The organism is Pseudomonas sp. AL10 (genome assembly GCF_029960685.1).
GTDB classification, from domain to species: Bacteria; Pseudomonadota; Gammaproteobacteria; order Pseudomonadales; family Pseudomonadaceae; genus Aquipseudomonas; species Aquipseudomonas lactis.
Genome location: NZ_JASBQZ010000009.1, coordinates 131,144 through 143,628 on the forward strand (window position 1 = coordinate 131,144; position 12,485 = coordinate 143,628).

12 protein-coding genes and 2 pseudogenes are annotated in these 12,485 nt (G+C 62.0%); 4 read left to right on the forward strand and 10 right to left on the reverse strand.

Annotated elements, in window-relative coordinates:
* The 7 genes and pseudogenes from QK296_RS12500 to QK296_RS12530 all read right to left on the reverse strand — a co-directional run.
* Entirely contained in the window at positions 1–1,032 is a 1,032-nt protein-coding gene (locus tag QK296_RS12500; RefSeq protein ID WP_282390972.1) for an ABC transporter substrate-binding protein, read from the reverse strand.
* A 13-nt stretch (positions 1,033–1,045) separates the two neighbouring features.
* A complete protein-coding gene (locus QK296_RS12505) occupies positions 1,046–2,143 on the reverse strand; it encodes an FAD-dependent oxidoreductase (protein WP_282390973.1) in 1,098 nt (365 codons plus the stop codon).
* On the reverse strand, positions 2,140–3,483 hold the full coding sequence (locus QK296_RS12510) for an FAD-dependent oxidoreductase (RefSeq protein WP_003191957.1): 1,344 nt from the start codon (positions 3,481–3,483) through the stop codon (positions 2,140–2,142). Before QK296_RS12510 ends, QK296_RS12505 begins: the two co-directional genes overlap by 4 nt.
* Complete coding sequence (locus tag QK296_RS12515) at positions 3,480–3,770, reverse strand: (2Fe-2S)-binding protein (protein WP_003191955.1); 291 nt, start codon at positions 3,768–3,770, stop codon at positions 3,480–3,482. Before QK296_RS12515 ends, QK296_RS12510 begins: the two co-directional genes overlap by 4 nt.
* Positions 3,770–4,564 carry an ABC transporter permease gene (locus QK296_RS12520; RefSeq protein WP_003191953.1) on the reverse strand — a complete coding sequence of 265 codons (795 nt, stop codon included), beginning with the start codon at positions 4,562–4,564 and terminating at the stop codon, positions 3,770–3,772. The genes QK296_RS12515 and QK296_RS12520 overlap by 1 nt, the downstream gene beginning before the upstream one ends.
* Before the next feature lie 4 nt (positions 4,565–4,568).
* On the reverse strand, positions 4,569–5,414 hold the full coding sequence (locus tag QK296_RS12525) for an ABC transporter permease (protein ID WP_282390975.1): 846 nt from the start codon (positions 5,412–5,414) through the stop codon (positions 4,569–4,571).
* Positions 5,411–6,133: pseudogene (locus tag QK296_RS12530) on the reverse strand (ABC transporter ATP-binding protein); the annotation flags it as partial. The pseudogene QK296_RS12530 and the gene QK296_RS12525, both read right to left, overlap by 4 nt.
* A 19-nt stretch (positions 6,134–6,152) precedes the next feature.
* Between QK296_RS12530 and QK296_RS12535 the strand changes: the two are divergent.
* From QK296_RS12535 to QK296_RS12545, 3 genes and pseudogenes are all read left to right on the forward strand, one after another.
* Positions 6,153–6,984, forward strand: a pseudogene (locus QK296_RS12535) (IclR family transcriptional regulator).
* Between the two features lie 235 nt (positions 6,985–7,219).
* Positions 7,220–8,386, forward strand: coding sequence for a hypothetical protein (locus QK296_RS12540; protein ID WP_144401849.1), 1,167 nt, complete (start codon positions 7,220–7,222; stop codon positions 8,384–8,386).
* Positions 8,387–8,628: 242 nt separating this feature from the next.
* Complete coding sequence (locus tag QK296_RS12545; protein WP_034134503.1) at positions 8,629–9,984, forward strand: MATE family efflux transporter; 1,356 nt, start codon at positions 8,629–8,631, stop codon at positions 9,982–9,984.
* Here the strand turns inward: QK296_RS12545 and QK296_RS12550 are convergent.
* Positions 9,968–10,555 carry a TetR/AcrR family transcriptional regulator gene (locus QK296_RS12550; RefSeq protein ID WP_212614122.1) on the reverse strand — a complete coding sequence of 196 codons (588 nt, stop codon included), beginning with the start codon at positions 10,553–10,555 and terminating at the stop codon, positions 9,968–9,970. The genes QK296_RS12545 and QK296_RS12550 overlap by 17 nt on opposite strands.
* Before the next feature lie 132 nt (positions 10,556–10,687).
* On the opposite strand from QK296_RS12550, the gene QK296_RS12555 reads away from it, so the two are divergent.
* A complete protein-coding gene (locus tag QK296_RS12555) occupies positions 10,688–11,860 on the forward strand; it encodes an MFS transporter (RefSeq protein WP_003191943.1) in 1,173 nt (390 codons plus the stop codon).
* Here the strand turns inward: QK296_RS12555 and QK296_RS12560 are convergent, their stop codons facing one another.
* Positions 11,861–12,226 (reverse strand): type II toxin-antitoxin system HicB family antitoxin, encoded by a 366-nt coding sequence (locus QK296_RS12560; protein ID WP_003191942.1) that lies wholly within the window; start codon positions 12,224–12,226, stop codon positions 11,861–11,863.
* Positions 12,223–12,474 (reverse strand): type II toxin-antitoxin system HicA family toxin, encoded by a 252-nt coding sequence (locus QK296_RS12565; protein ID WP_003191939.1) that lies wholly within the window; start codon positions 12,472–12,474, stop codon positions 12,223–12,225. The genes QK296_RS12560 and QK296_RS12565 overlap by 4 nt, the downstream gene beginning before the upstream one ends.
* Positions 12,475–12,485: the final 11 nt, after the last annotated feature.

The window sequence follows — 12,485 nt, forward strand, 5'->3', positions numbered from 1 at the left end:
TCAACGCTCAATCGACCGACTCCACCGCGCATTCCACTGCGGCCGTGCCTGGTTGACCTGGTCCCAATCAATCGAAATGGCGGTCTGCAGATAACCCTGCATGGCCTCCACCCGCGCCCGGGTTTTGTCGGTGGTGGGTGTGGTCGGGTTCGACGGGATCTGGTCACCTTCTTCCAACGCCGGCGCCTGGGCCTCGGCGGTCAGCAAAAACGCTGCGAGCTTCTGCGCCAGTTCCGGCTGGTCATTGCGCGCTATCACGCATTCGGCCACGTTGAGCACCACCGCACCTTCTGTGGGCTGCGCGTACTCCATCGGTATGCCGAGCAGCTTTTGTGTGGCGACCTGGGTCGGGGTCAGGGGGAAGATCGCGGCCTCATCGGTCTGCACCATCTCGGAGATTTTCGCGGAGCTGGCGATGTATTCCAGCACATTGGGGCCAACGGTCTTAGGCCAGGCCTTGAAGCCCGGTTCCACATTGGTTTCGTCGCCACCCTGGATGCGGTTGAACATCAGGAAGCCATGCAGGCCGAAGGTGGAGGAGGCCAGGGACTGGAACACTACTTTGTCCTTGAAGCGCGGGTCGGCCAGGTCCATCCATGAGGTGGGCGCGGCCCAGCCTTTGTCCTTGAACATCTTGGCGTTGTAGCCAAGGCCAGTGACGCCCAGGGTCACGGCCACGGCCTCGTCCTTGATTCGGGCCTTGGCCGGGATCTGTTCCAGCGGCGGGCTCGGAGCGAGCTTGTCGCACAGGCCCATGGAGATGGCGCGGTACATGATGCCGTCGTCGAGGAACATCACATGCATCTGTGGGTTGGCCTTGTTGGCCTGGACCTTGGCGAGGATGTCCGAGGAGGTGCCGGGTACGATCACGACCTTGACGTTATTGGCCTTTTCGAAGGCGGGCAGCACCTTGTCGGCGTACACCCGTTCCATGGTGCCGCCGTTCATGCCCAGGTACAGCGTGGGGGCGGCATGGGCCGTGCCGGTCAGCAAGGCGAGGGACAAGCAGGACAACGCGAGACGTGATTGCATGGAGTTTTTCCTCTCAGGCTTGGAAACGACGGATGGAAAACGCTTCGATGGGTTGGCGGCTGGTGCCGTCGCAGACGATCTCTGCCAAGGCTTCACCGACGGCGGGGCCGAGCTGGAACCCGGCGCCGGCAAAGCCGAAACCGTGGAGCAGGCCGGGTTGGGTACTGCTGGGGCCGATCACCGGTTCGTGGTCGGGCAGGTAACCTTCGGTGCCACTCCAGGTGCGAATGGCCTGGGCACCCTGGAGAAACGGGTAGAGTTCGCCGGCATTACGCAGAATCTCCAGCACCGCTGCCTGGCCCGGCCTGGCCTGCTGCGGGCCCAGGGCAAAGCCGCGCCCGCCACCGAGAATGCAATTGCCGCGGGCGACTTGCCGCGCATAGATGCCGCCACCCTCGACGCCGGTGCTGACGGTCATCACCCCCGGCAGCGGCTCGGTGACCAGCATCGCCGGGTGCGCCGAGATGATCGGCACCGGCTCGCCCAATTGCGCGGCGACCTTGCCGGCCCAGGCGCCCGCGCAGTTGAGCAGCCACGGCGCTTGCAAGTGCAGGCCGTTGGCGCAGTGCACCTGGAATAGCCGGCTGTCGTGCTCGATGCCGATTACCTCGGCTTGCTCGTACACCGCAGCGCCATGGCGCTGGGCGGCACGGGCAAAGGCCGGGGCCACCAGGCGCGGGTTGGCATGCCCGTCATCGGGGCACAACGAGGCGCCCACTGCCACGTCGCCCACCCAGGGGAAACGCCTGCGTAACTCGCTGCGGTCCAGCAGTTGCAGGCCCAGGTCGAAGCCACGGGTCTGCTCGGCGTAGGCTTGCAGTGCGGCAAAATCCCCAAGGCTGCGCGCCAGCTTCAAATGCCCGGAGCGCACGTATTCACCCTCGATACCAATCAACCCGGGCAGGTCGGCCCACAGTTGATGGGCGCGCTGCGACAGCGGCAACTGATGCAAGGGCCGCCCCTGGCGCCGCACGCCGCCGTAATTGACGCCGCTGGAATGCGAGCCACAAAAATCCCGTTCTACCAGTGCCACCCGCTGGTCTTTTTGCGCGAGAATCAAGGCCGCCGAAGCCCCGACGATGCCGCCCCCCAAGACGATTGCGTCGATCATGGCTGCACCCGCACGCCAAACGGCAGCGGCTTGATCGGCGCCTGGCCCCGCAAGCGCCCGATCTGGGGGAGGTCGCGGCCGCTGCGCTCGGCGACGATTTCCGCCGCCGCCAGCCCGCACATCCGCCCCTGGCAGCGGCCCATGCCGACGCGGCAATGGGCTTTGACCCGGTTGATTTCCCAGTGGCCTTCATCCACCACGGCGCGCACCTCGCCGACGCTGACCTCTTCGCAGCGGCACAGGATCAGTTCGTCTGGCGCTTGCGCGGCCCAGTGCTCAGGGAAGGGGAACGCGGTTTCCAGGCCCTGGCGAAAGTGCTGGATACGCGCCAACTGCCGCTCCAGTGTGGCCCGGCGGTGTTGGTCGACCACGACACCGGTATCCTTCAGCAGCGCCAGCGCGGCGCATTCGCCGGCCATGTGCGCGGCATCGGCGCCCATGATGCCGGCGCCGTCGCCCGCCAGGTACACCCCTTCGACACTGCTGCGCCCGGCGCTGTCACGTTGCGGCAGCCAGGCGCGATTGAGCGGGTTCCAGGCAAACTCACAGCCGAGCAGATCGGCCAATTGCGTTTCGCTGCGCAGGGCATGGGCGAAGGCTACCGCATCGCATGGCAGGGTCTGTTCGCCGAAGCGAATGCCACGCACCCGTTGGTCGCCGTCGATCTGCTTGAGCATTGCGCCCTGATGCACGGGAACCCCGTGGGCGGTCAGCCAGGCGCGGTAATACATACCCTTGGCCAGGGTTGCCGGTTGCCTGAGCAGCGCCGGCAAGGCACGGCACTGGGCACTCAGCGGCGCACTGTCGAGTACAGCGAGCACCTTGGCGCCGGCCTTTGCGTATTGGTAAGCGACCAAATAGAGCAACGGCCCGGAACCACAAAACACCACGCGTTCGCCAATCGCGCAGCCTTGGTACTTCAAGGCAATTTGCGCCGCGCCCAGGCTGTAGACACCGGGCAATGTCCAGCCCGGCACCGGCAGGATACGGTCGGTGGCGCCGGTGGCGACTATCACCTGCGCGTATTCGAGGCTGCCGGCGCGCCCGTTATTGAGCATGTCCAGGCGACCGTCCTCGGCATTCCACACCAAGGTGTCCGGCCGGTAGTCGATCAGCGCTGCCAGTTCATCCATGGTTTGGTGCACGGCTTGGGCCTTGCGCGCTTCAAACCCGTAGATCTGCCGGGCAGAGCGTTGGAACCCTGGGGGTTGGCGCCGATAAATCTGCCCGCCACCGCGCGGGCTCTCATCAACCAGGCACGGTGTGATGCCATGGTCGAGCAACGTGCGCGCCGCGCTGATCCCCGCCGGGCCTGCACCCACAATCACCACCGGCTTCATGGCTGGCGCCCCGGGTCACGGCTGATCGCCTGGCCTTCTTCCAGCAGGGTCGAACAGGCGCGCACCCGCCGCCCATCGGCCAGGCGCACCCAACAATCCTGGCACGCGCCCATCAGGCAAAACCCGGCGCGGCGCTCGGCACTGAAATCGCTGCTGCGCAGGTGCTCGGCGCAGGTCAGTATGGCGGTCAGCAGGGTATCGCCGAGCAACCCTGTGGCGGGCTGGCCGTCAAGGGTGAAGGCCAGGGCAGGGCGTTGGGTTTCGCTCAGTCGCTTGAACAAGGCCATCAGTGTTTCCCCACCAGCACGCGGTCCAGGCCGTAGACCCGGTCGAGCACAATCATGGTCGCTGCCGTCAGTGCGATGACCAGCGCCGACACGGCCGCCATCATCGGGTCGATGGACTCGGTGGCGTACACGTACATGCGCACCGGCAGGGTTTGCGTGGCCGGTGAGCTGACGAAAATCGACAGGGTCACTTCATCGAAACTGTTGATGAACGCCAGCAACCACCCACCGGCCACACCGGGCAAAATCATCGGCAGGGTGATCTGCCGGAACAGCGTAAAGCGCCCGGCGCCGAGGGATTCGGCGGCCTGCTCGGCACTGCGATCAATGCCGATGGCCGCCGCCAATACCAGGCGCAACACATAGGGGGTGATGATCACCACGTGTGCGAGCATCAGCCAGGTAAAGCTGCCGTTCACGCCCATCAGCGCAAACAGGCGCAGCATCGCCACCCCCAGCACCAGGTGCGGAATGATGATGGGCGACAGGAACAGCGCACTGAAGAAGTTGCGCCCCGGGAACGAATAGCGACTGATCGCCAGGGCCGCCGGCACCGCGATCAGGGTCGCCAGGGTGGCGGCAGTGAAGGCCAGGATCAGGCTGTTGTAGAACGCCTGGATAAAGTCGGCGCGTTCGAACACCGCGCGAAACCAGCGCAGGGAGAAGCCCGACGTGGGCAGGCTCAAGGTGTTCTCTGGTGTGAATGCCACCAGGCACACCACCACCAGTGGCGCCATCATGAACAGCACCACCACGGCATGGAAACCGAGGGCCAAAGGACCATTTCTGGACATGCGCTTAAACTCCCAGGGACTTTTTGTAGCGGCCTTCGACCATGCGGTTCCAGCTCAGCATGATCAGCAGATTGACCAACAGCAGCGCCACCGCGAGGGTCGCGCCCATGGGCCAGTTGAGTTCCGAGAGGTATTGGTCGTACACCACGGTGGCGACCATCTTCAGGCGTCGCCCACCCAGCAGACCGGGGATCGCAAAGGAGCTGGCAGCCAAACCGAACACGATCAGGGTGCCGGACAGCACACCGGGCATCACTTGGGGCAGCACGATCTTGCGCATCACCGTGGCTTGGCTGGCGCCCAGGGATAACGCCGCCTGTTCGGCCGACGGGTCGAGTTTTTGCAGCGAGGTCCACACCGGGATAATCATGAACGGCAGCATCACGTGCACCAACGCAATGATCACGGCGAACGGCGTATACAGAAGCTTCATCGGGCGCCCGCCGAGGGCCTGGATCACCTGGTTGACCAGGCCGTCGGCGCCGAGCAACAGGCTCCAGCCAAACGCACGCACCACCACCGAAATCAGCAGCGGCGTGAGGATCACGATCAGGAAGATCGAGCGCCACGGCGTGCCCATGCGGCTGAGAATGTAGGCCTCCGGTACGCCGATCACCACGCACAGCAGCGTTACCAGGGCACTGATCCAGAACGTGCGCCAGAAAATCTCGTAGAAGTAGGCATCGCTGAACAACGCCAGGTAATGGGCCGGGGTCCACTCATCGGCCTTTACACCCACCTGGTAGTCAAACACGTTGAAAGACAGCACCAACGTCAGGCCCAGTGGCAGGATCAGCAGCCCGGCAAACAGCACCAACGCCCGCAGCGAGAGCAGGTAACCGCGGCTCATGGGTGCACCTCATCCGCCGCCAGCACCCGCAGCAGATCCGCGTACCATTGCAGGCCCACCGCCATGCCAGAGCTCAGCGGTGGGCTGCCGTCATTGCCGCGCACCACGGTGATTTCGCCGAGCGAGGTGTGAATGCGGTACAGCCATTGGCTGCCGAAAAAATAGCGGTCGAGCACCTTGCCTTGCACGCGACCGGCGCCTGCATCCACCAGTTGAATCTTTTCCGGGCGCAGGCTCAGGGTCAGTTTGCCATCGCCACCCTCGTGTCGCACCTGGGGCGTGCCGAGGGCATCGTAGTCGCCGGCCAGCAGGTTGGCCTTGCCGACGAAGTCCGAAATAAAGCGCGTGCGCGGGTGTTCATAGAGCTTGTATGGCACGTCGATCTGGGTCACGCGCCCGGCCTGCATCACCACCACACGGTCACTGATGGAAAGGGCTTCGGCCTGGTCGTGGGTGACCATCAAGGTAGTGATACCGACAGCGCATTGGATGCGGCGGATTTCAAATTGCATTTCTTCACGCAGGTTGGCGTCGAGATTGGACAGCGGCTCATCCAGCAGCAGCACCGGCGGTTCGATCACCAACGCACGGGCCAGGGCCACGCGCTGGCGCTGGCCGCCGGACAACTCCCGGGGGTAGCGCTCGGCGTGAGGGGCCAGGCGTACCAGCTCCAGTACGCTGTTGACCTTGCTGGCAATTTCCACGGCCGGCACCTTACGTTATAGGGAGTTAATCGGTTTGGATTTCACTGAGCGAAATGATGGCAGCAAGGAAGTCGGCGCGGGCGGCGTGTCTCGGTTGTTCGCATTGCTGCGTACCCTGGGCGAGGTGCCCGAGGGCGGCGAGCGTGTTACCCAGCTCGCCCAACAGGTTGGCTTGTCCCGACCTACTACCCACCGCCTGCTGCGTAGCCTGGTGGAGGAGGGCATGGTCGAACAGGACGCGCGCAGCAAGCGCTATCGCCTGAGCCTGGAGTTCTTCGCCCTGGCGGCCAAGGCGGGCAAGACCGGCAACCTGCGCGACCTGGTACGGCCGAGCCTGTTGCGCCTGAGTGCGTCGTTGGGCGATTCCCTGTTTTTGCTGGCGCGCAGCGGGTTTGACGCGATCTGCCTGGATCGCAGCGAAGGCCCGTACCCCATCCGCACATTCACCGGCGATATCGGTGGGCGTGTTGCGCTGGGGGTAGGGCAGGGCAGCCTGGCGATCCTGGCATTCCCTGCCGCAAGAGGAGTGTGAAACCGTGATTCGCTACAACCTGCCTCGACTCAAGGACTTTCACCTGTACGACGAAGTGCTGTTGCGCTCGGAAGTGGAGAATGTGCAGCGCCTGGGTTATGCCGCGCGCAATACCGGCGTGCTTGAAGGCATGGCCGATCTGGCGGTGCCCATTCTCAATCGGGACGGGCACGCGGTGGCGGCGTTGAGTGTGGCGACCATCAGCGATCGGCTGGGGCCGGGTCGGCTACCGATGGTGGTGGAGTTGCTCAAGCGTGAAGCGGCGGCGATCGGGCCACGGATCAACCCGTTTGACCCGACATTGCGCAGGACTTCACAGGCCTTTGGCGGGTAGCTCGCGGGAGTAACCTTTGTTTTCAAGAGTCTTCCTACATCTTTCAGAGGTGAATTCATCCATCGGTCTGGTTCCTTTACACGGTACTGGACGTGGCCTTCGTACGAGCAACTGTATATTTGTCTGCTTTTTTTGGAACCATCCATAGATATGCCGCCACAGAATTAGCGTTGGCCAGGTATAGATTTTTATCCTGGGTTGGTCGCTGACTATTTATATTATCTGAGGTGATGTTATGGTCGAACAATTCATGACGCTTAATCGTTTTTCGCCAGCATTAGACATAAGATCCAATCCTCTCGAGCAAGGCCAGGGGCGTAACGCCGGCCGGGTTGGAAATAACGGTGGCGGGATTACTCCATCCCAGGTTGCAAGTACCTTCGCCTCCAGCTTCAATTACTTTCAAGAGCCTGGAACTCCTTTTGTCACGCGTGCATCGCTTGAAAATGTGGCCAATCGTGGCATGTCAGCCGATCCTTATCATAATCAAATGACAATGTTGGCTCGGGAGATACTCGCTAACCCCCAGATGTGCGGCATGCTGGATGGCATCAATCATGGCGGTCATCAAGATGGCCGTATCAGCCAAGGCGATGCAGACGCAACAGACGCATACTTCCAGGCTCAGGAGATGCCTTTCAGCGCCCCCCCTCAGAGGCAACAGTTTTCGGGTGGTTACAACAGTGGCATGCGGCATTCCTTGATGAATCCACCACCGCTTGTGCAAAACCATGATCAGTCATCACCGTATAACGGAGGAGCAGCCTTCCAGACCCCCTCGGCTGGTTATTCCCAGTATGGCCAGGGATCGATGTCTGCGCCTCGGCCATATGCCAATGACAGCAATGAGGATTTTGCCAATAAAGTGTTGGCTCGTTTTGGCGCCCTGGAAGACCCCAATACGCCGGGCTTCATCACTGACAAATCGCTCCGTTCCATCGCGAGCGGCTACCATTTGGACGGCCGACGGGCCACGCAAGACGAAATGGACCTCGTCCGAGAGATGCAGAGCCGTGGCGGGCTATTCAAACAGCTCGACCAAGGTAAAACAGGCACCCTGGATGGACGCTTCTCCCGGGAAGATCTGGGTGAAGTGTCGAACGAGTTCCGGACCATGAGTGATCACGATCTTCTGCAAAATCTCAAGGAGAGCTTCGGTGAAATAAGCCAGGGTACTTACAACGGCTACGTCAACTTTGATGAAGTGAGAAAGGCTGCAGGAGTGATGCCGAGTGATGCCACTTATAGTCCGCGGGTGCGTGCACTTGCCCAGGAGTTGCTCAAGCGCCAGCCGCTGCTGAATGAGTTGGACATCGGTACTAACGGCAACGGCGGTAAAGGTTATAAAGATGAGCGGTTCGATATCGCCAATATCGATTACCTGATGGAAAAGAGGCGATAACCAAGCGTTTATTTTCTCGACTTGTCTGCGACGGGGACAACTTGAACCCCCTGTTGAATTGAGTCGTCGCCGTCTCAGGCAAGCGCGCCTTTATGAAAAGCGAGTTGACCCACGGGTCGCTCGCGCCGTTAACCTGTTCGCGCGCCCCCTCGCAGCCTCCGCTGCTGGATAAAGCGCAGCTGAATCGGATCCAATTACGGTATAACCCTCGGACGCTTTTGTCTTCCGAGGCCCCGTACTTCATGCAAAGTCCTTTGCAACGCCCGCTGTGGCAGGTCTACCTGATCTTTCTCGCACCGATGGTGCTGTCCAATTTCCTCCAGAGCTTTTCCGGCACCCTCAATGGCATCTATGTCGGGCAGATGCTCGGCACCCAGGCGCTGGCGGCGGTGTCGGGTATGTTTCCCATTGTGTTTTTCTTCATCGCGCTGGTGATCGGCCTGGGGGCGGGCGCCTCGGTGCTGATCGGCCAGGCGTGGGGAGCCCAGGAAACAGCAATGGTCAAGAAGATCACCGGTGCCACCTTGACCCTCGGCGCACTGGTGGGTTTGCTGGCGGCAGTGCTGGGCAGCGTGTTCGCGCGCCCGGCGTTGCAGGCCTTGGGTACGCCGATCGATGTGCTCGACGATGCGGTGGGCTATGCCCAGATGATGATGTTGATCATGCCGTTGTTGCTGGTGTTCATCCTCTATACCCAACTGCTGCGTGGGGTCAGCGACACGATTTCGCCGTTGCTGGCATTGATGGTCTCCACCCTGGTGGGCTTGCTGCTCACGCCTGCGCTGATTCGCGGCTGGATCGGCCTGCCACCCATGGGCATCCAGAGTGCGGTGTATGCCGGGCTGGTGGGTAACGCCTTGGCGATGCTGTTTCTGATCCTGCGCCTGCGCCACAAAAACCACGTGATGGCGCCAGACCGCGAGCTGCTTGCCGCCTTGCGCCTGGACCGCGTTATCCTCGGCAAAGTCCTGCGCATCGGCCTGCCGACGGGCTTGCAGATGGTGGTGCTATCGCTGTCGGAGTTGGTCATCCTGGCTTTGGTCAACGGCCACGGTTCCCAGGCCACGGCGGCCTATGGCGCGGTGACGCAGATCGTCAACTATGTGCAGTTCCCGGCGCTGTCGATTGCCATTACCGCCTCGATCCTCGGCGCCCAGGCGATTGGCGCCGGGCGCCTGGAGCGTATCGGGCCGATCCTGCGCACGGGGCTGGTGATCAACCTGTGCCTTACCGGTGGCTTGATCGTGCTCGGCTATGGGCTGTCCCACTGGTTGCTGGGCCTGTTCATCACCGACGATAGCGCACGGGTGCGGGCCGAACACCTGCTGCACATCATGCTCTGGAGCATCCTCGTATTTGGCTTCCAGGCGGTGATTGGCGGCATCATGCGCGCCAGCGGCGTGGTGCTGATGCCGGTGGCGATCTCGATCTTCTGCGTGCTTGGCGTGGAACTGCCGATGGCCTATCTGTTCAACGCCCACTTCGGATTGGAAGGGGTGTGGATGGCATTTCCGGTGACCTACCTGGCGATGCTGGTATTGCAGATCGCCTATTACCGCTTGGTGTGGCGGCATAAGCAGATCAAGCGGTTGGTGTGAGGCTCAACCCCTGCAAGAGCAGCTCCAGGCCTTGCAAGCCTTCCTCCAGCCGTGTGCTCGGGTGTTCATCGCGGGCAATCCACAACGCGGTATTGACCAGGCTGCCGTTGATCAACTGCGCCAGTGCGTGGCTGGGCGCCGTAGGCATCAGGTCCGCTTGCATCAGGGCCTCCAGCAATTGGCGCAAGGACTCCACGCAGTGTTGCTGGGAGCCGGTGTCGCCCAGTACCGCCGGGGCATCCTGCAATACAATGCGCTGGATTTCCGGGTCCTGGGCCATGCGCAGATAAGCCCGGCAGCGCTCGCAAAAACCACTCCAAGGCTCTACGGCCTGCTCCGAGATGCGTTGCAAGCGCGCGTCCATCTCGCTGTCCAGTTGAGCGACCACCGCCGCCAGCAGCCCTTTCTTGTCACCAAAGTGGTGATACAGCGCACCGCGCGTCAGGCCGGCACGGGCAGTAAAGTCATCCATCGAGGTATTGGCATAGCCTTGGGTGGCGAAGGCCCGGCGTGCGCTCGCTATCAGGCGGGCGCGGGTGTCTTCGATCATTTCAGCTCGGGCTCGGCTCATGGGCGTCTCTTGGCTAAGTGATTGACATACGCTGCGTATGCGAAGCATGATCTGCCACATACGCACCGTATGTATTCTGCCCTGATGGTTTCAGATAGCAAGCCCAGGGCGTCGAGCAAGAGGTCAAGCAGGATGGCAAACCCCTACGCTGAATTATTCCAGGTCCCCGGTGCCAGGGCCTTTGTACTCGCCGGCATGCTGGCACGCATGCCGATATCCATGACCGGCATCGGCCTGATTACCATGCTGTCCCAGGTACATGGAGGCTATGGCCTGGCCGGTTCGGTGGCGGCGGTGTTTGCCCTGGCCACGGCGATTTGCGCGCCGCAAGTGTCACGTTGGGTAGACCGCTACGGCCAGGGCAGGGTGCTGCCGGTTGCGGCGCTGATCGGCGGCGGGGCGCTATTGATGTTGCTGCTGTGTACGCGGTTGCAGGCGCCGAATTGGACGCTGTTTCTGTTCGCCGCGCTGGCGGGCTGCATGCCCAATATGTCCGCTATGGTGCGGGCGCGCTGGACCGAGTTGTACCGTGGCCAGCCCAGGCTGCAAACCGCGTTTGCCCTGGAGTCGGTACTCGATGAGGTGTGCTTCATCATCGGCCCGCCCATTTCGGTGGGGTTGAGCGTGGCGGTGTTCCCAGAAGCCGGGCCCTTGGTGGCGGCGCTGTTGCTGGCGGTGGGCGTCACCACCTTTGTGCTGCAACGGCAAACCGAACCACCGATACACGCGCATCAAGGCGCGCACGGTCGCTGGCTGATTGCTTCGCCATCGGTATTGATCCTGATGATTTTGCTGCTGGCCATGGGCGTGATTGTCGGCGTGGTGGATGTGGTCAGCGTGGCCTTCGCCCAGCATCAGGGCCAGCCGGCGGCGGCGAGTATCGTGCTGTCGGTGTATGCCATTGGTTCGTGCCTGGCCGGGTTGGCCTTCGGTGCCCTCAAGCTCAAGGCACCGTTGCCACGTCAGTTCCTGTACTGCGGCGTAGCCACGGCGTTGACCACCTTGCCCTTGCTGCTGGTGAGCAATATTCCCGGCTTGGCCGCTGCCATCTTTATCTCCGGGTTGTTCTTCGCGCCCACCTTGATTGTGTCGATGGCCATGGTGGAGCAGATCGTCCCGGCCAGCCGCCTGACCGAAGGCATGACCTGGCTGATCACCGGCCTGAGCATCGGCGTGGCCATTGGCGCTGCCAGTTCGGGGTGGATGATCGACCATTTTGGTGCCACCAGCGGGTTCTGGGTGGCGCTGGCGGCGGGGGCGGTGGTAGCGGGCTCGGCGGTATTGGGTTACCGGCGATTAGGATAGTCAGCCAATCGTCGGGCATGGCTCTGGGTAGTGATGCTGCAGAAATTCGTTCAGCGCTTGACGCGTGAGATCATTCAACGTCACTTTCTTACGGGTTGCCGCCAGGGCTGCGGCCAGATGCAAGTCATGCCCGACGCGTACGTTGAATGAACCTTTGCACGGTTTCTCCGGCGTTTGGCCCAGGCTCTGGCAAGTGGCTAGATAATCATCCACGGCTTCACGGAAAGCCGTGTCCAGTTCAGCGACGGTCTTGCCTTCGTAGCTCACCAGCGCCTTGATGAAGAGGATCTTGCCGAACAGGCAGTTGTCTTCGAGGCTGGCTTCGATGGAGCCGATGTAGCCTTTGTGTTTCAGTTGGTTATTCATGGAATCAGTTCTCCTGATTTCAATTGTTCGATGATCTGGCGCCGAATGTAGTGTTTCAGTTCGTTGCCGGGGTGAGGCTTGTGCAGGGTGATCATTGCACTGGGGTCGCCCATGTCGAACTTGACCCGGCTTCCGGCCCCTTCAATCTGTGTGTATCCCAATCGGCGTAATAACGTGACGAGCTCAGACCAGGTAAATGCCATGTGCTCATTGAGCAGTTTGGCGAGCAGCTTTTCATTTTTGGACACGGCGCTCCCTG